This is a genomic window from Niallia sp. Kr1 (assembly GCF_050389805.1).
GTDB lineage: Bacteria > Bacillota > Bacilli > Bacillales > Cytobacillaceae > Bacillus_BD.
The window spans coordinates 2,104,998-2,126,160 of the sequence record NZ_CP130945.1; the positions used below are offsets into that span (position 1 = coordinate 2,104,998).

The following is a 21,163-nucleotide window of genomic DNA, read 5'->3' on the forward strand; positions in this document are numbered from 1 at the left end:
CAAATAGATGTTAAAAGTAGGAGAAATCATAAAAGGACCTTTTTGGCCTGAAATAATTGAAATTAAAAATTGTGAGCAAATTGATGATGATCTATATTTAGTTGAATCAATCGGTAGGAATACAAATAAATACTATGATCGCTATCTAGAGCAATACCAGTTAGAGCAACTAGAAAAGATTCAGCAGGAGGGTTCTTCTTTTAATCAGGAACGCCTGCAACATTATCTTCAGTACTATATTTTGAAAACAGATGAGAGGTATTCACAATCAAGAGCAAGAGGGAATAAAAAGATCATCCCGTTGCCCCATCAAATTGAAGCGGTTTATAGTCGGATGCTTCAATCTCCACAGGTGCGATTCTTACTAGCTGATGATCCGGGAGCGGGTAAGACCATTATGTCCGGGATGTTGATTCGAGAATTATTGGCAAGACAGAGTGCAGAACGGATTCTTATCCTTGTTCCACCCCTTGTATTAAAGCAATGGCAGGAAGAGTTAAAAGAAAAATTTGGTGAAGACTTTACGATTGTAACTCGATCTGTCTTGAACACTTCCAATGAAATTAATCCGTTCGAGGCTTATGATAAAATCATTGCTTCTGTTTATTGGGCATCAAGAGAAGAAATTAAATCACTCATTTTAAAATCTCAATTTGATCTTGTCATTGTGGATGAGGCTCATAAAATGGCAGCTTATACTCATGGTGTAAAAAAGAAAAAGATTCAGCGTACAAAGATGTATCAACTAGGCGAGGCCCTATTGCGACATACAGATCATTGTTTATTACTCACAGCGACCCCACATAAAGGGGATAAGGAGAACTTTCGCCATTTAATGAGTTTGGTCGATCATGATATCTTTTCTCGTCTCAATAGTGGGGACTCTATGTATGAGAAGAGTAATCCTTTTGTGATTCGTAGGTTAAAAGAGTCTATGTTGAATTTTGATGGAACGCCACTCTTTCCTAAACGTACGACTAAAACCATTTCATTTGAATTGAGTGTTGAAGAGCAGGAATTGTATGAAGAAGTCACTGAATATGTTCGAGAACATTTTAATCGAGCCAAACAGAATAATAAACCAAATGTAGCTTTTGCAATGATGATTTTGCAACGCCGTTTAAGTTCGTCATTGGACGCTATTTATCTTTCACTAGTACGTCGAAAAGAGAAACTTGAGGATGTATTATTAAATCAGCAACAAATTCAGCAAGTTGAAACTGATGATTTCGAAGAACTATCTGCAGATGAACAAGAAGAGCTGGAAATGCAGTTAGAAGGGGAAACAGACACACTTAATTTAGAAGAGTTGCAGCTTGAAATTGATGTACTAGGCCGTTTAGTAGAGAAAGCAAATGGGATCCGTCAGCAAGATGTAGAACGAAAATACATTGAACTCGAACAAACTCTTTTTGGAAGAAACGGGCTTTTAGCAAAAGGAGAAAAGATCTTAATTTTTACCGAATCAAAGGATACTCTGTATTACTTAGAAAAGAAGCTACTGGCATTCGTACCAGAGGTAGCTAAAATAGTCGGAAACTTCTCGATGGATCAGCGGCGCATGGAGGTAGAAAAGTTTCGTAATGACCTACAAATTATGTTGGCTACAGATGCTGGTGGGGAATCAATCAACTTGCAGTTTTGTAACCAGATGATTAATTATGATATCCCTTGGAATCCAAACCGACTGGAACAAAGAATGGGCCGTATCCATCGGATTGGACAGAAAAATGAAGTGTTTATTTTTAACTTAGTTGCCTCCAATACACGAGAAGGAGATGTATTGGTTCGCCTACTTGAGAAAATGGAACTGATGCGAAATGATTTAGGGCAAGAGCAAGTATATGACTTTATTGGAGATGTATTAAAGGAACAAGGTGTGGATCTCTCAGACTTAATGGAGGAAGCGGTAAGTGGTAGGGAGCACTTAGATGAACTCATTGCGCGTATGGATAAAACGCTCTCAGAAGAACATAAAAGGCTATTGGAATTAGCCAATCAGGAGAGGATGGATGAGCAAAGTTTTGACTTACCGGGAATGAGAAGAGCATACCAAGAGCTATCCATTAATAGTTTGCCATCAAGAGTATATGGTGAATTTGTCGTTACTCAGTTTGAAGAAACGCGAATCCGTCTCCATCTTTCATCTGATGAGACAACAGGGAGAATTGACCGTTTTCCGAAAAATATCCGCGAATTAACAAAAAAGCGACGGATCCCATTGAAAATGGATGAGTCGATACGCTTTGCCTTAGATCCCCGGAAAGAAACAGAAGAAACACCATTATTACAAAATGATCACCCACTTTATAAACTAGCTTTAGAATTGGGTGGAACCGAAATTCAGCAAGTTTCCATTCCTGTTTGCCGTGTTAAAGCGAATGTAAACGAGCGAGTGACTGTTGAATTAGATCAAGTCAGTATAGTGGATGGTACGGGAAGGGAACTGGAGCGTTCTCTCATGCTTTTAGGAAAACGGGAATCAGGGGAATGGATTCAAATTGATCCATACTGTTTGTTTACTGAGCCATTTGAAGTGATAGACACAGATGGTACAGAAGATTCAACCTTCAAAAGAGAGGCCATTATGCAAGCTCGGCGACTATTGCAAGGGGTTCAAATGAAGAGAGATGATTATGTGAACAAAAAGAGTGTGTATTTACGAAAATCTTTTGATGAACAAATGATTACTCTTCAGAATCGTTTATTTCAGTATGAACAAACCAATATCGATTACAAAAACAGTGCTTTAATTAATCAAACTTATACTCAAATTGAAGACCTAGAGGAACGAAGCCGTGAGCGTTTAGATGATATTGAACGAGAGCGCAGTATACAATTACAACCAATTAAGCAAATCGCCCAAATGATCCTAGAGCCTATTGCACAGATAGGCAGAATAATCCCTGATGATGTATTTAAACTAGTAAAAGAATATGAATATCAACATGGGAGACTCAATATCCAAAAGAGAGATGCTTTTGGACTTGTTGATTTTACCAGTGAAGGTACGAAGGGTGAAACACGTTTTATTATTGTAACGGATTCTTTACCAGAGCTTTTACAAAACCTCCGTCACGAAGATTATCTTGGCATTGAAAAACTAGTTTATATATATGTGATTGAAAACAATGAAATAAGAGAAGAAAATTCATTAAAATTACTATAACTGATCGATTCGTGTGTTGATGTAACTGTTCATGTTCGGGAGTACTGGCTTATCATGTGGAGGTAGGCAAGATAGACTTTTTCGATGAAGCTGGACTTAGTAAAAGCTAACTTCTTGGCAAGAAAATTATATCCACGAAGGCTCATGTCTAGCCATATGGCATTTTCGGGAAAAATATAAATGCGAGAACTAGATTTACTTATTATATAAAAATATAATTGAATTTCAAGAAATTAATCGATAGTGTAAGTAATTAAAGCTTAAAGTTTAAAGCGATTCAAGAAGATGAACTTTTAATTTAAAAAGGGTATAAACAATAATAATGAATTTCATTTGTTTATACCCTAAAATTCTATTTTGATATAATTTCGTACAAATCCTTATTCAAATCATCAATAAAAGGTGAATATTCTTTTGTTGCTATCAGCATTAATGTTTTTTTAGCACGAGTCATCGCAACATAAAGTTTCTTCCTCTCACGTGATAGAAATTCGTTTTCATCCTCGCCAGGTGCGGGTTTTGAATAGGGCAATTTACCTTTTTGTAAATCAGTTACAATTACGTGATCAAATTCCAACCCTTTAGATGAATGATAAGTAATTAACTTTACCCCTGGGGAAATAAAGTCTGTTTCATTATCTTTAATTTTGAAAACAGGAATTCCTTTTAAATTGAGTTTCATTTTAATGCTATCAAGTCTCATGTGAGAAACAGCAATAATCCCAATAGTATCTTTAGGGTAAGAACCTCTGATTCTTTGAACATATTCTAAAATATGTTGGTCTTCCATTTGTATATCTTGGCAAAAGCATAATTGAGGTATTTTCCCCTCAATATCTGGCTCTTGAGCTTTCTGATAGTCTACATCTTTTATATAGAGTTTGTCTTGTTCTTGAAATTGATTAGCTAATCGAATAATTTGACGAGTAGAGCGGAAAGTCTGTTCTAAAAATTTACTTCTATTACCTGTTATGTCGACTCCAGCTTGTTTCCAAGTAAAAGTTCTTCTATATATTTGTTGTCCTTTATCGGCACCTATAGTAAGACTTTTTTTTGCAATTTTTCTTATTGCTTTTATTTGCATCGTGTTCAGATCTTGAGCTTCATCTATTAGTATATGATCCGGTTTAATCTGATCTGGAATTTGATCTGCGTTTTCTATTAATATATTTGCAAGATCATCCCCGTCAATTCCTTGATATTTTTTGTGTTTTTTTAATAGTTCATTATATTTTTCAAGTACATCATAAATAGTCTGTCGATGGGTTTTCAAAACTTTTACATCGTTACCTCGTCCAGCTCGTTTTATTGAAAGATATTCCTCTCTAGTATTTATACCTAAACCCTTTATCCATTCAATTTCATCACAAAGAAAAGATAAAAGTGTAGAGGTTTTTCTTTTATTATCCGTTAAATTTGGGAAATGAACATTTTTAGAATGAGCATTGACAATATTTTTTGCAAAATTAATAGCCTCAATTCTATAGTCACCCACAACTAATCTAGTGTGGGGATAATTAGTTTGTTTCAGTAATTCTATTCCCCATTGATGAAAGTTTTTAACTTCTAGGTTATTTGAATACAACTTTGCTGATAATTGACGAGAGTAATTAGTAAGAGCTTTACTAAATGTTATGAACAAAACAGAATCATTAGGATTTTTTTCTTTTAAGTAATCAGCTCTAGCTAGTAAAATAGTGGATTTTCCACTACCTGGTATACCTTGAATAAGTAAATCACCTTCAGGTTTATGTGTCACACAATTTTGTTGAATCTCAGTTAATTTAATTGCTGATACAGCCATATTATCCCTCTCAATACTAGAAGAGTTCCATGAGTCTCCGTAATTCTTCTTTTTCTCTTTTTTCTCGTTCTTCAATGTCTTCCGTGGTTCTATCAATAATCTCTTTATCTTTGGAATTAAATCCATTAGTAGTCTCTTCCTTTACTATGCTATGGTATTTTTCATGTCTGACATCTGAATGAAGACAAAGATCCAGAAAACTCTCAAACTCGAAACCTTTTTTTCCTAAAATGTATAGTCGTTCTGAAGCTCGAGTAATTGCAACATATAACAACCTTTTCTCTTCATCAATATCTGGTTGACTACTATGAGGAAAATCTCGATCACCTAAAAAAAGAATGAAAACAACAGGGTATTCAAGTCCTTTTGAATCATGTATTGTCTTAATAGTTACAGAATCATCATCATAATCATACAATGGTTCATCAATTTCCATAAGATAATCAATTAAATCATCGGTGTACGTAGCACCTTGATTAATGACATCTTTCACAAAGTTAATAAGTTCTTTGCTTTCGCCTTTTTTTTCTAAAATGGAAAGGACATCGTCAAGAAGTTCATCTTCATACATTTCTCTAATTTTTAATACTTGTGTATTTATAGAATGAGTAATATTTTCTTTAGCTCTTTCGATAAGACTATACTTAATATTTAATTGGTTTAGCTGTTCGATAACATGATCTTTCTGAGGGCTATATTCAGAATTTTTTCTGTACAAGATGCAAATATCAGAAGGTGAGTATTGGTCTTCTAAAAGTTTTTTTATCGTCTTAGCAATATATCCTCCTGCTAAAAATATAGATTGAGTTTCAACAATTGTTGGAATAGTACCTGAAGCTCCTTTCACAGAATCAATAACATTTTCTGAAATTAGATCATTAGAGAGCTTAACAATTTCACCCGTTGAACGATAATTTTTTCTTAAAGTGATAAATCCAGTGTTCTGATGATCCCTTTGAGTAAAAAAAGTAAGAAATCGATCTAAATTTTTACTATTTGATCCATTAAAAGTATAAATAGTTTGGTTTTTATCACCTACAACAGTTACATAATGTTCTTCATGAAGTAGCGAAAGCAAAAATTGCTCTTGAGCAAGTGATGTATCTTGAAATTCGTCAACAAATATATATTCAAAATTTGATGAGAGTTCTTTATAAGTATTTGATTTTAATTTTAATAATCTGATGGCTTCAGTTATCATACCTTGGTAATCTGTTACATTCTTAATCTTTTCAATTTTATGGACACGTTCCCAATAAATTTGCAGGTCTTTTCCACTAATCAATATTCTACCATCGTTAATAGTATTAATATGATATGTTTTATTTTGAGATATTTTACTCCAATGGTTAAGAGGGTTCTGTTCTATATCATTGCCTTGTCTAACTCGATTATAGGCAGTTGCTAATGCAATATTTACAATTTCTCTATTAGAGTATTCATTACATAATCCTTTCAAAATAGAAGGATCAAGTTTTTGAAAGTCTTCAGTATTAACCAGTTTGAATCCCTCTCTATAACGAGTTTCTTCAAAATGAATGCCATATCTTATAGTTCGATAAGCAAGACTATGAAATGTTAAAATTCTAGGTTTTCCACCATAGCCTAGCAGATCTGATAATTCATCCAGTTTATTTACTAAATGTCCTTTTGCGGCTCTTGAAAAAGATATGCCTAAGATCCGGTCGGAACTTATCCCTTTTTCTCCAATTAAATAGAGTATTTTGGCTGCTATTGTGGTGGTTTTTCCCGTTCCTGGTCCAGCATTAATAAGTAAATATTTTAAAGGTGAAGTCACTGCTGACTTTTGCTCAGTATTTAATAGTTTAAATATTTTATCCATATAACAAACCCTTTTATATAATTTTATAATAATACTATTTTACCAAATTAATAGGACTAATTGAATGTATTTTAATAAATAATAAATGGTAATATATATGTATTGAAATTAATAAATGAGGTGAATGTGATGGGTTCATCAATTAGAAAAGCTCGTGAAGAGTTATTAGAACGACTGCAATATGAATTAGTTGGTCCAGAAACAGAACAAGAAACAATTAAAATAAAACCATTACAAAAATATTTAACAGGTATTTTATGGCCGATGAAATCTAGTGTTGCTGCATTTGAAGATGAAGTTGAATTAATTCATGGAAAAAAAACTTCAAATGAAGCAATTGAGTCTATTGCATCTTTAGCCAAAGCAATGAATCCTTCTTCGGTAGGATTATCTTTTCTGGTTGATAAAAAATATCCAGAAATTGTTGTAAATGTTAATTTTGGAATGTATGAAGATGTTGGAGAAAATTATTGGAGCAGAATCCCTTATGAATTAATTAATTTCTCTATTGATCTTTCACACAATATAGGCAGAAAGCAAACAAAGAAGATATTAAGGAAAGATGGAAAAAATGTAGATTTAAAAGATCGGGTACAAATAGAATGGATTGTTAGGAATTATAAAGAAAGCTATGCAGTTAGTTTGTTTTTAGTAAATCGATATGTACAAGAAGTAGATGAACATGATATTGATTATAAATGTGTATTTCAGCCTAAAATTATTCTAAAAAGTAAACAAAATGAATCATTTATGGTTCGTAATGCATTTTCGGCTAATGAAAAGGGTTTTCAGGATGATGATACTAAATCAAATGAACTTTTGTATCGAAATGAACATGTTTTTGGAGTTGGACATAGTATCTCCGTTAAATGGGAAAAAGTTTATCGAGAGAAAGATGATATTCGTGCAGGAGTTTTAGAGACGGAGATTATTCCTGCTCTTGAAATACCAATGGTTATTCCTCCAGATTGGAATGAAGGTGGAACATTGGATATGAATAAACTTGCTAAAATGAAAAGTCCATCTCAAGTCAATGAAGCTTTGCAACCCCTTATTAGTAAATATAAAGAATGGATTGATGAAAGGGAAGAAGAAATACATAATTTAGAATCACAATATATTGTTACTGCAAATGATCATATTAGGTCTTGTAGAGAATCTCTAAACAGGATGAAAAATGGTTTAAAAAAAGTTACAGATCCTAATGATGATAAGGTATTCAAGGCTTTTATTTTCGCTAATAGAGTAATGGCTAAACAAAGAGCTCATAGTGAAGCGATTGAAAAGAAAAAATCTCCAGAAAACGTACAAGCAATCTGGAGACCATTCCAAATCGCGTTTTTTCTACAAAATATTGAAGGTATAGTTGATCCTTCTTCAAACGATCGTAAAATTGCTGATTTACTCTGGTTCCCTACTGGTGGAGGTAAAACAGAAGCCTATTTAGGTTTAGCTGCTTTTACTATTGGATATAGACGCCTGCTTAATATCTCAGACTATCGTACTGATGTTGGGGTTTCAGTTATTATGAGATATACTCTTCGTTTGTTAACGATTCAACAATTTCAACGTGCAACTACAATGATATGTGCTTGCGAAGAAATTAGGAAGGAATCACCAGAAATATGGGGGAATACAAGGTTCCGGATTGGTTTATGGGTTGGAGATAATAGTGTACCTAATAAATTTGATGATGCAAAGACCGTTATTAAAGCCAAAGAAGATTCAATTATAAGAAAAACTAACGATAGTTACACCGGTAGTATTAAGGGTACGCCTATACAATTAGTTACCTGTCCTTGGTGTGGAACAAAGCTAGTTGATAAAGAAAATCCAAAAGCATTTTTAAATTCTTACAAAGCATCAGATAAAAAAAGAAGAATTATTATTTCTTGTCCAAACAGGGATTGTTCATTTCATAAAAATAATTCAGAAAGAGAAGGGTTACCAGTTTTAGTGACAGATGAAGAAATTTATCGCTTACTACCTGACTTGGTGATTGGAACTGTTGATAAATTTGCTAGAATGCCATGGCAACCTGAGGTGCAAAATTTGTTTGGAAGAGTAAAAGGGGAAGTTAAAGGTTGGGGTTTTTTATCAAATGGAAACAATAAAAACGAACAAAATAATGTAAAAAACGTAGCAGGTAATTTAATAATCAACAATAGTGATCAAGTATATCCACCTAATCTAATCATACAAGATGAACTCCATTTAATCTCCGGACCTTTGGGGACAATGGTAGGTCTATATGAAACAGCAGTTGATTATTTGTCATCTGTAAAAATAGAAGGAAAAGTTATAGGACCTAAAATTGTGGCATCAACAGCTACAATAAAAAATGCAAAAAAACAGATTGAAGGGCTCTATACAAGAGTTCCACAAATTTTCCCAAGCCCTGGATTGGAGCATACGGATTCATTTTTTGCTAAACAAAGGTCTCTGAATGATAAGCCAGGACGAATGTATGTTGGAGTATTTTCACCAGGAAGAAGTATGAAAACAACCTTACTTCGAATACTAGCTAATCAATTATCTAGTATTACAGCGATGGAAAAAGATTATGAATTGGAGCATTTAGATCCTTATCAAACCATTGTAGGTTATTTTAATAGCTTAAGGGAGTTAGGAGGGGCTGTACGTTTAATTGAAGATGACGTTCCTGCTCGTATGAAAACACTCGAAAATCAATTTGATGAAAATAGTAAATTTCAATTCATTTATCGAGAGTTAGATCGTGATGTTCCTGAATTAACAAGTCGTATTGATTCTGGAAAAATCCCTGAACTTTTAGATCGTTTGCAGCAGGTTTATCATCAGAGTGGAGATATAACACCGGTAGATGTTTTACTAGCAAGTAATATGATTTCTGTTGGTGTTGATGTTTCTCGACTTGGATTAATGGTTGTGAATGGACAACCTAAAACTACAGCAGAATACATCCAATCCACTAGCCGGGTTGGAAGACGAGACCCTGGACTAATCGTTACATCTTACAACTGGGCAAGACCGAGAGATATCTCACATTACGAAGAGTTTTATGCCTATCATTCTGCGATATATCGCTATGTGGAACCTATAAGTGTAACACCATTCTCTTCAAGGGCAAGAGACCGTGGACTAGCAGCTGTTCTAGTTTCAATGTTGAGATTAGGTAATCCAGAACTAACCCAAAATTCTGCAGCTAACGCTATTGAAAGAATAAATGAATCATCTGAAGAAATAATAAATATTTTTCTAGATAGAGCGGAGGCTATGCATGTTTCAAAAGAAGAAGTAGAGAGACATCTACAGCAATTGTTAGAGGAGTGGAATGATACTGTTGGAAAAAGCAAATTAAACTATAACAAATTTAAACCACAAGATGAAACAAATCTCTTATATCCACTTGGAAAAGAAAAATCTGAAGGTATATATAAAACTCCAAACTCCATGAGAGATGTAGAACCAACAGCAGGGATCTACATAAGAAAGGATTGATGGAAATGAGTAAAAAGGTAGGGGAATTAAGACCAAGTCAATTTATCACAACTTTTGGTCCGGGTGCAATCGTAGATCTCCCTGATTACTCCGTAATTATAGGAGGAATTGATAAATGGGATAGTTTAGATGTTTCAAAAGCCCAAACGATCGAAGAACCTAGGGTAATGAAAAAGTTAAAAATAAAACAGATAAAATCTATTCCAATTAATGATAAGGATGAGTTTGGGACTATCCCGGCATATCGATTTCCAGAATATCATGTTTGCCCTAATTGTAGAAAATTAGGTAAACGTGATGGTCATGATTTTTTTGAAGAGGAAGGCGTATTATATTGTAAAAACCCAGATAACGAAAAAGGACCTTGTCCAAAAGTAAAGACCCATCCTGTGCGTTTTATTACGGCTTGTAAAAACGGACATATAAGTGATTTTCCTTGGCTTTTCTATGTTCACAAAGGTGAAAAATATGATTTCAAAAAGTGTAAATTGTATTTAATCGATGAAGGAAAAACAGGATCATTAAAAGACTTGGTTGTGTCTTGTTCTACCTGCGGTAAGGAACGCTCAATAAGTGAAGCTTTATATAATAATAAGATACTTGGTAAATGTTCTGGATCAAGACCTTGGTTAAGAGATAAAGAGGATATGTGTGAAGAGGATAATGAACTACTTCTAAGAGGTGCGTCGAATATATATTTTTCATCCATAGAAAGTTCTTTATTAATTCCTAGCAACGCAGAAAATATTGATGAATTTATTAAGGACCATATAAATTTTGAAGATGAAGAATTAATAAGTGATAAAAGAGTCTTTGATACGGTTATGAAGCGTGACCCTGATATACAAAGAATAGGTATTGATAAAGCATGGGCAATTGTTCAACGTATTAAAAATAAAATAAATTCTGATTATGATCTACGAACACCTGAGTACCAAGCTTTATTAACTGAACATAATAATTACGATGATATTAATTTTCAAACTGAAAAAGAATCAGTCCCTGAGCGTTACAATCATTTAATAACTAATTTAATTAGAGTTAAGCGCTTAAAAGAGGTAATGGTGTTAAAAGGATTTACAAGAATTCAACCGCTACCTGATGTTACATCTATACTCTCGGACCAAGCATCTAATAATAATGAGGATAAACCTCGTAAGGACGTAGTAGAAATAGCTCCGATTAGTAATGTAAAATTGGATTGGTTACTAGGAGTAGAAACGTACGGAGAAGGTATCTTTATAACAATAAATAATGATCTATTAGAAGATTGGGAAAGCAAACGTCGTCAATATGAAATTGGGATGGAAGTAGCACATAAGAAGATCTATAAAGAAAGAGATTTTCCTGATGAAGCTATTCCAGCATTTCCAGGAATACGTTATGCTTTACTTCATACACTTTCCCATGCATTAATTAGAGAGTTTACTTTACATTCAGGTTATTCGTCATCTGCCCTAAAAGAGAGGATATATTCAGATCCAGAGAATGGAATGGCGGGAATATTAATTTATACTTCAACAGTTGATTCAGAAGGGAGTCTTGGTGGATTAGTCGAGTTAGGTAGGAGGGATAAATTTGAAATGATATTAGCTAGAGCTTTAGCTGCTGCAAGATACTGTTCAGGTGACCCTCAATGTGCAGAACATGATGCTGAACACTTTTCAGATGTGAATGGTGCAGCATGTCATAGCTGTATGCTTATTTCAGAAACTTCTTGTGAAAAGTCCAATCGATATTTGGATCGTTCTCTTCTAGTAGAAACAGTTGCGAATGCTAAACGGGAGTTTTTCCATATTGAATAATTATCAAGATAAACTTATTCAATTTGTTTTTTTATGTACAAAGTTTAGTAATCATCATCTATATAATAGATTTATTGGGCTATTAAAGGTCCATAAAGTTAATGATGGATATAGTGAAATAATATCTAAATTAAAATTCCCTTTTGATTTGGAATATATTGTATATGAATTGTTGCAATCTGCACATAAAAATAATATTAATTCAAGACGACTGTTAGAAGATCTAGAAATTATATATAAGATGGCAATAAAACAAATAGAATCACAACCAAGAATTACTCCGGTTTGGACAGGACCTATTAAGGATCAGGGTGAAATAATTTATAAAACTTATGAAACCGTAAAAAATCTTATCGATTCTGCAAAAGAAGAAGTTTTTATAGTAGGATATAATTTTTCTTTCAAAGAGAAAGAGATTCAGGACTTACTTATTAGAATAGAAAAAGCTGCTGTAAGAAATTGTAGAATAAATTTTATTGTAAATAAAAAAGAAAAAAATCTAAAAGAAATTATTGAAAATTGGGGACATGAACGATTTTATTTAAATATATATTATTGGAAGGGGGTAAGCTGTGAGGAATATACAAGCTTGCATGCCAAATTAATAATTATTGATCAGGATAAAATGCTTTTAACATCATCTAACTTTTCCTATCATGGTTTCAGGAAAAATATTGAAACCGGAGTTTTATTAGAGAATCATCGGGTAGTTAAAGATATTAGAAATCAGTATCAATTATTGATGCGGAATAATCAAATGGAAAAATATTATTAAAATCAGGGATTTCATTAATGTAATAAACCTGGTACAATTAATTATTATATGGATTAAAGGGAAGTCGTAAAATGCAAACTCCAATTAAATTACTGGATCTTTTTGCCGGCGGAGGAGGTTTTTCTGCCGGATTTTTAAAATCGTCATATGGAGATTTAAAATATGAATTAATACGTGCACTTGAGTTAGACGAAGATGCATGTAACACACTTAAGAGTAGATATGGTTCTAATAAAGTAATTCAAGGGGATATTACTAAACAAGAAGTTAAGGATCGAGTGTTAAAGGAAGCTAAAGACGTTGACATTATAATTGGGGGTCCTCCTTGTCAAACCTTTTCGCTGGCAGGTCCGGCAAGATCAGGATCAAAAGAAATGAGGGAACGCTTAAAAAACGATCCCAGAAATACTTTATATAAACACTTTTTAGAAATTGTTGATGCTATAAAACCCCCTTTCGTTGTATTTGAAAATGTTGAAGGAATGGTGTCAAAAAAAGTTGATACAGATTTAAGTCAAAAACATCAACAAGTAATTGAACTTATATGTGATGAATTAGAATCGCTAGGATATCATACAAATATTGAAAGTAATCTAGTTGAGAGATATCAGGTGCTAAATGCTGTTAATTATGGAACTCCACAATTTAGAAAAAGGATTATTATAATCGCAAATCGATTTAATGTTAATAATCCTGTTCCAGAGAAAAGTCATCTAAAAAAATATGAAAATATTAGAAGCGCTATAGGCCATTTACCTGTTAGACTGCCAAAAATTAATACAAGCCGAATGAATTCTTTGAAAAATATAGATATATTAAAAAAATATTATGAAGAAAGTTTATCAGCTTTTATGGATCAAATTTTATCCTTAACACAAAACAGAGGTTTTGATGCAGAACAACAAGGTCTAACGGAGTTATACAATGAGCTCAATGAATTTTACCAAAAGATTAGGTATAAAAGGACATATAAGTTAAAAGGGATTAATGATTTTATTGTAAAATATAATTCACTTATTGAAGTTCTAGGTATTAATAATTATGGTGAAACAAATATAAATATATCTCATCAATCGAGGGAACATAATTTTAGGGATATTGTTATATTTTCTCTCATGAAACAAGGCAGTAATTCTGCTAGGTTTATGAATCCTCAGTATAAAGATTATACGGAAATTTTAGATAAACTTTATCCTTACGCACGAAATAAACATAAAGACACCTATGTAAAACATTCGTGGGATAAACCGTCAAACACAATTCTAGCGCATATGGAAAAAGATGGGTTGAAATTTATTCATCCAGAACAACCTCGTACTTTTACGCCTTATGAAGCAGCTTTATTACAATCATTTCCTAAAGACTACTCTTTTAGTGGAAATAGAAACGCACAATATAGACAAATAGGAAATGCCGTCCCACCAAAAATGGCAGAAGCAATTGGAACGGCAATATTAAAAGTAATTCAAGAGAATTCAATAATTACTGAAAAAAATAAGACGTATGAATTGGTTTAAATTCATACGTCTTTTAAGGTTTATATAACGTTAAATAATTATCACATCTGCTGAGTATAGAGAGATACTTTGGGAATGTAGTATTGCATAAATTCTTTGCAACAATTCTAGTTCTCTAAAAACTATTAATTATGACATATATCCATACATTAAATAAAAGTTTAGTTATAAGTGAAATTCTAAATAATTAATTTTATACAAAGGACACTGAAAATATAAAAAGTATATGAATTATCTGAATATTTTAGGATGAAACTATTTATAATATGGGATAAATAAGTAGTTATTAGTCAAACTTACTTATTGACCATATAATTTTTAAAATAAGTGATATAATAATTAAAAGTTATTATATAGAATTAACTGATAATAATTTATTTCAAAATTATATTTTTATTGATCTCATTATTATTAGGGTTTAATAAGGAGGGGTTTACTTTGACATTGCACAGCATTGAACCTGCAGCAAGGATAATAACGGCTATTGGAAGAGATCTAATTAAAGATATCCCTGCTGCTGTAGTGGAGTTAGTTAAGAATTCTTATGATGCAGATGCATCATTTATAGAAATTGTGTTCTCTAGAATTGATGATAATTTGAAAATTGTATTTAATGATGACGGTCATGGTATGGATAAGGATACAATAATTGGAACGTGGCTTGTTCCTGGAACAGATTACAAACTACTAAATAAGAAAAGTCCAAAAAAGAGACCATTTCAAGGACGAAAGGGTATCGGGAGATATGCTGCAGCTATATTAGGAAATGAATTAGAACTAAAATCAATACAAAATGGTGTTAAAACCATTGCAAAAATTGATTGGAATGAGTTTGAAACTAAACAGTATTTAAAGGATGTTAAAGTTTCTGTAGAAACAAAAGAAACAAAATTATCAAATGGTACAAAACTTATAATTAAAGGTGGACTTGATTCTCTTAATGTATTAACTGAAAAAGAAATAAAAAACATTATTAGAGAATTAAGAAAATTGGTATCGCCATTAGAAAATAATATTGATGATAGTTTTAAAATCTTTGTACAATTTGAAAACTTTTATGAGGACCAGATAAAGAATACAAAGATGTTGATCGAACCTTTCCCAATTTTAGAATTATATAATTATAGATTAGAAGGACATATATCAGAAAATGGGGAAGCAATTCTAAAATATGAAAATGCATATAAAAATCCACCGGAAATAATAGAGTTTAATAAGAAGTTTACGTTAAATGCAAATGAGGCATATTGTGGAAATATTAAGTTAGATTTTAGGGTTTTTGATAAAGATGATTCAAGTATCGATTTTTTAATTGATAAAATGCATAAAAATTTTCAGGAAGAAAACATTGGAAGACGTTTTGTAAGGCAATTGTTAAAAGAATCAACAGGAGTGGGAATCTATAGAAATGGTTTTAGAATTAGACCACATGGAGACCCTGGATTTGATTGGTTAAACTTAGATAATAGACGTGTTCAGAATCCTTCCATGCGGATAGGTTTAGATTCAATTGCTGGTTTTGTGGCTATTGAATCTGAAGAAAATTCTTTCCTTGAAGAAAAAAGTGCTAGAGATGGTTTAAAAGAATCGCGGTATTATAATGGATTAATTTCCTTAATACAAAAGTCTCTTTCTCTTCTTGAACAACAAAGATTTGAGTATAGAAAGAATAATGATAAAAATAAAATCGATACTACTGCAAAAGGTACTATTCAAACTCTATTTGACTTTAAAGAATTTCATTCTGAAATTAATAAGAGTCTTAATATGGGTTTAGATAAGATTAAGAACAATCCACTTAAAGTTGAAGAATACACAAATGAAATGAAAAAAACTGTTGAACTTAAAATACAATCCTTAGAAAAACAGAAAAGTAAAGAATATGAACAAATTAAGGAAATAATAGCTATTTATCAAGGTCAAGCTACATTAGGAAAAATAGTATCGGTAATTTTACATGAAGGTAGAAAATCATTAGGATGGTTCAGTAATCAATTACCTAGAATTATAAAATGGTCCAAAAAATTAGGGGAGGAAGAAAATCTTACTAATCCCTTATTATCAAAAATAATAGATAGATTAATTACAACTGAAAATGAATCCAATTCACTGCGTAAGCTATTTAATAAATTAGATCCTTTAACAATAAATAGAAGATCGAAACCTAATATAATTAATTTAAAAGAAATAACTAATCATGTTTATGAAATTTTTGAAAACGAATTAAAATACAGTAATATAATGTTTGAAGTTAAATCTTATGGAAATACAAAATTGTTTGGAGTAAAAGAAGATTTTTTAATGAGTTTAACAAACTTAATTGAGAATAGTATTTATTGGTTAAAAAAGGAATCTATTGAAAATAAAAAGATATTTATTAAGATAATAGAAGATGATGCTTATACCGTTATTGAGGTAATAGACAATGGTCCAGGAATAGAGAAAGAATTCATTGAAAATGATGTGATTTTTATCCCAGGATTTAGTGGTAAAAGTGAGAGTAGTGGAACTGGTTTGGGATTAGCCATCGCAGGAGAAGCAATAAATAGAAACAATGGTGAATTAAAAGCAATATATTCTGAAAAAGGGGCTCATTTTAGAATAGAAATTAGAAAAGTTTTGGGGGAAGATTAGGTTGTCAGAAGTTATAAAAGAAAATAAAATATCTGTATTAATAATAGAAGATGAAGAAAATCAAATTCAATTAATTAATGACGCGATTGATGATTTTAACGATGATAATAAAGAAAATAAAATATCTAGTGATTCGGTAAATAACTATAATGATGGTATAAATATATTACTACAAGAGAATTTTGATGCTGCAATAATTGATTTAAATCTTGATCAAACGAAGACTGAACCAAATGATTTAGATGGAAATAGGATAGTAGATATTATTGTAAATAAATTTAGAATCCCGATTATTATAAGAACTGGATATCCAACTCAATTTTCTTCCGAAAAAATAAGTGAAAAGAATAGTTTTATTAAAATCTATAGTAAGGATGAATCAGTTGAATTAATAATTGATCAAATTGTTAAATGGTATACTCTTGGGTTTTCTACTACTCTAGGTACAAAAGGAATATTAGAACAATATTTGAATGAATTGTTTTGGAAACATATTTCAGATAATTTTAATGAATGGGACATAGAAGATATTAGTTTTTCTAAACAAGAAAAATCCCTTTTAAGGTACATAGTTAATGTTCTTAGTAATTATTTGGAAATTGATGGAGAATCTGGTGATTTTGAATTTTTTCATCCGGCTGAAGTATATATCAAACCGCCTGTAAAAAATGAATTATTCTTTGGTGATATATTAAAGGATACTCAAGATAACTATTATTTTATATTAACACCATCATGTGAAATGGCACAAGAAAAGTACAAAAAAATTCTTCTCTCGAAAATATTAAAGCAAGAAGAAGTTGAAGGTTTTGTTAGAGCTAGAGATAATTATATTGAAAAACCTGAAAGTCAAAATAAAAAGTCTTCACTAGAGAAATGGTTTAGAAATGGACACCAGGAGAGCTCAGGTTACCATTTTTTACCTCCATATTCAAATTTTAGAGGCGGTTTTATCGATTTTCAAGATATACTATCGGTTGATCCAAGAGCTGATAATTTTAATTTTAGTAAAGTAGCTACAGTTACAAATCAATTTGCTAAAGATATTTCCTCTAGATTTACATCATATTATGCTAGACAGGGGCAGCCAAATTTAAATTCACAAATAATAATTAATTCTATTAAACTTGAAACAGAGAGTGTTTAATTGTAACATAACTCTAATAAAATATTTAATTACTAAAAAAATATCTCATGATGGTTTACTACACTTTAAATTATAATAAATCAACTAAATAATAAAAGGGATATCTCATAATGTGTCTGGCACCTTTGCTTTTAAGATAGCCTCTTTTTATTAAGTACATACCAGTATAAAAATTACTATAATTTAAATGTGTAAAAAGTCCTCGAAAATTTGTTTTATAATATTGAAAAAGGAATTAACACGAGCCTTGTTGATCGCTAATTTTAAGGAGATTTTTTATAAAGAACTAAAGTCGTTTAATCTTACAATGCCAGATCGAACAAGTGGCATTTACAATGGCAAATGAAAGTTGCAGACGCTAAAAGCATTTTTGCATTTTTAATTATCATTGATGCATTTTATCATGCAGCTGCAAATACATACCAGTGAGTACTAGGTTATTTTAAACCAAAGTTTTTACTGTGTATTACCTCTACTCCAGATCGGTACGATAATAAAGATGTGTTTGCGCTTTGAAATGGAAATGTTGCTTACCTCATTGATTTTTTAGAAGCGATTCAAAGATAATGGCTGGCTCCATTCCATTATGTTGGAGTATATGATGAAACCGATTATACTCTCCAATAACTTGTATAGGGATTGAGGATCAGGAATTATTTTACAACTGGACGAAAGAAATTTGTGAATACCGACTTCAGCAATATTTTGAGAGAAGAGAAAATAGATAAATTTAAAGTAACGAGCTTTTGCTATGACTTGTATATTTTGCCAGATTAGAGAAATTGTATTGGAAAACGAATAGGCTATAGCCTTTTTTGATAAATACCCAGTAAACAAAGGATACCTGCTCAACATTCCGAACGACATGTTGAGCAGGTATTTTGACTTAACGTAGCAAGTCGATTGATAAACTTCTGTTTCAAAGGAAGGACATGTTGGATGAACAGGTTCAGCATGATGGATATAATATTAGAGTTAATTGTGGGAAGGTTGCTTGACAGACTGTTTTTTGTGTGCATGTTCAAGGTGATATAGGGGATCCAAGTGGCGGAGGGTTATTCTTGTGAAGCGAGTATTTTAAATTACTCCTTGATAAAATCCCATTTTTATAAGAAGTAGTTAATTTTGTGACCGGTAATTTATATTTTTCTTGCATTTTCCTAGTATTACTCCGAATCATACCTTATGATTAAATGAACAGATTTATACAAAGGGGAGATAATAAATATGAGATACGTATTCGACATGGGACGAAACAAGGCTTTGCGATTGGAAAACAAAATGGCTTTTGATGACATAACAGGAGAAACATTCCATTATACGATTGATGATGTTGCGGAATTTCAAGAAATACCTTTTAAGGTATACGAAACCATAATCATTAATCTAACTCATTGGTACGAGAGCAATAGGACTGAGCCCGAATGGATTGAAGAAATTAATAGAGAATTATTGCCGTATGGAGTGTGAAATCGCTTGAAACATAATGTTAAGAAAATTGCTATTTTCTCAAGCTTGACCGTAGCTACCGTTATGATCCTACTAGTTGTGATGTATCAGATGATCATGATGGCTACATACGACGAAGAACTTCATCAACGTGCTGAAATAGCAGAAGAAAATGCCAAGAAACGAGTAGAAGCCATGAAAGAAATGCAAGAAGAGGCGATGTGTGAAGATGAAAGGTTTGATCATAGTAGTTGCTCATAACGTTCCATAGGGCGCGTTATTTTTTTATGGAAAAATAAAATCAGCTTAATGAATACAGTATTTAATAGTTGAAGGTGTTAAAACAGTTGATCCAATGGCTTTTCATTTGCATGTTCATCTACACCCAATGTATGATGGTGATAAGGAAGAACCACGAAGTAGGACTTGAGGCATAATACATGAAGAGCGGATTTATAAATGAAAAAATAGGGGTTATTTTAAATAGTAATAAATCATAGGACTAACTCATTACATTAAAAATGGTGGTCCTTTTTTGCATACCGATCACATTTTCATACCAGCACTACTTCATACATATGTTCAATCTCAATTCTATTCTCAATTTTACTAATTTGTTCATATATGATGATAGGCATATTAAGTCAACATCCTAATATGCTTTTTTGCCTATATAAAAAACTCATATGATGTCAAAAATGTCGAAAAATAAGCTATACTATTAACATAGAAGAAACTATGCCAAATGGAGTGTTAAGATGAAACATAAATACTTAATTGACCGTATTAACATGGAATGGATTTATCAAATTTTTTCAATATTGTCGGGGAAAATGTCGATTGAAGAAATTGTCGAAATATCAAAAGAAGAAGGGGTCGAATTTGGGGAACGGCGGGATGTGTTTAATCGTCTCGTGGATTTAGATATCCTTACTAAACAAAGAGATAAAACGGGAAGCTATGTGGAATTTACGCCTTTCGGTGAGTCCGTTCAACTTCTCTATATTAAGAACCGCGAAAAAATTCCTTACCTTTTACATATGATTCATGTTTTAAAATCCTTTGAAGAAACTAGTCCGCGTTATTTTACGACCTATCGATTTGTCATTGAAACGATCTTGGAAGAGAAAGAAGTATCTTCTAATCAGTATAATACTGTCGTCAAAATGTTAGAAGAAACATATTCTGATGATGAATCGATTACGGGTATGGACAATACGACGATTGGCAAGGGGGTTGTCTTCATTCAAGAGGTGTTAAATGAAAGCTTTGATCGCCTTGAATTTGTCGACCCGAATTTGTTTACATATGGGCTCCAAAAGTATATTGAGAAGAAAACGAAGCAAGAAATGGGCAGCTTGTTAATAGCAGAGAAAGAAAAACAAGAGCTTTCAACGTTATTTCTTTTAGATAAAACAAAAATCGAAGACATGATTAATAAGTCAATCCGATATAAACGAGCCTTTACGATTCGATATGCATCTAGAGGAATGATTTTACAAGCAACGAAAAACGTTCCATTACAATAGCAATTGGGGGG

At 32.0% G+C, this 21,163-nt stretch carries 12 protein-coding genes; 10 read left to right on the plus strand and 2 right to left on the minus strand.

The annotated features are described in order from the left end of the window. Positions 1-7 precede the first annotated feature (7 nt). Positions 8-3,169: a DEAD/DEAH box helicase gene (locus Q5760_RS10175; RefSeq protein ID WP_428912069.1), complete on the plus strand. Its 3,162-nt coding sequence runs from the start codon at positions 8-10 to the stop codon at positions 3,167-3,169. A gap of 352 nt (positions 3,170-3,521) precedes the next feature. Here the strand turns inward: Q5760_RS10175 and Q5760_RS10180 are convergent, their stop codons facing one another. Together Q5760_RS10180 and Q5760_RS10185 are read right to left on the minus strand one after the other, a co-directional pair. Then, entirely contained in the window at positions 3,522-5,099 is a 1,578-nt protein-coding gene (locus tag Q5760_RS10180) for a 3'-5' exonuclease (protein ID WP_428912070.1), read from the minus strand. Next, complete coding sequence (locus tag Q5760_RS10185; protein WP_428912071.1) at positions 4,990-6,816, minus strand: ATP-dependent helicase; 1,827 nt, start codon at positions 6,814-6,816, stop codon at positions 4,990-4,992. The genes Q5760_RS10180 and Q5760_RS10185 overlap by 110 nt, the downstream gene beginning before the upstream one ends. A 129-nt stretch (positions 6,817-6,945) precedes the next feature. Between Q5760_RS10185 and drmA the strand changes: the two genes are divergently transcribed. From drmA to Q5760_RS10230, 9 genes are all read left to right on the plus strand, one after another. Next, a complete protein-coding gene (drmA, locus tag Q5760_RS10190) occupies positions 6,946-10,296 on the plus strand; it encodes a DISARM system helicase DrmA (protein ID WP_428912072.1) in 3,351 nt (1,116 codons plus the stop codon). Between the two features lie 5 nt (positions 10,297-10,301). Then, entirely contained in the window at positions 10,302-12,101 is a 1,800-nt protein-coding gene (gene drmB / locus Q5760_RS10195; RefSeq protein WP_428912073.1) for a DrmB family protein, read from the plus strand. Next, the gene (locus Q5760_RS10200; protein ID WP_428912074.1) at positions 12,094-12,876 is read left to right on the plus strand and encodes a phospholipase D-like domain-containing protein; all 783 of its coding nucleotides are present in this window, start codon (positions 12,094-12,096) and stop codon (positions 12,874-12,876) included. The genes drmB and Q5760_RS10200 overlap by 8 nt, the downstream gene beginning before the upstream one ends. A 71-nt stretch (positions 12,877-12,947) precedes the next feature. Further along, positions 12,948-14,393, plus strand: coding sequence for a DNA cytosine methyltransferase (locus Q5760_RS10205; protein WP_428912075.1), 1,446 nt, complete (start codon positions 12,948-12,950; stop codon positions 14,391-14,393). A gap of 438 nt (positions 14,394-14,831) precedes the next feature. Further along, on the plus strand, positions 14,832-17,027 hold the full coding sequence (locus Q5760_RS10210; RefSeq protein ID WP_428912076.1) for an ATP-binding protein: 2,196 nt from the start codon (positions 14,832-14,834) through the stop codon (positions 17,025-17,027). A gap of 1 nt (position 17,028) precedes the next feature. Further along, positions 17,029-18,174, plus strand: coding sequence for a hypothetical protein (locus Q5760_RS10215; RefSeq protein WP_428912077.1), 1,146 nt, complete (start codon positions 17,029-17,031; stop codon positions 18,172-18,174). Positions 18,175-19,401: 1,227 nt separating this feature from the next. Continuing rightward, the gene (locus Q5760_RS10220; RefSeq protein WP_428912078.1) at positions 19,402-19,644 is read left to right on the plus strand and encodes a hypothetical protein; all 243 of its coding nucleotides are present in this window, start codon (positions 19,402-19,404) and stop codon (positions 19,642-19,644) included. Between the two features lie 6 nt (positions 19,645-19,650). Then, positions 19,651-19,884 (plus strand): hypothetical protein, encoded by a 234-nt coding sequence (locus Q5760_RS10225; RefSeq protein WP_428912079.1) that lies wholly within the window; start codon positions 19,651-19,653, stop codon positions 19,882-19,884. 497 nt (positions 19,885-20,381) lie between these two features. Beyond that, on the plus strand, positions 20,382-21,152 hold the full coding sequence (locus tag Q5760_RS10230; protein ID WP_428912080.1) for a hypothetical protein: 771 nt from the start codon (positions 20,382-20,384) through the stop codon (positions 21,150-21,152). The last annotated feature ends 11 nt before the right edge of the window (positions 21,153-21,163 follow it).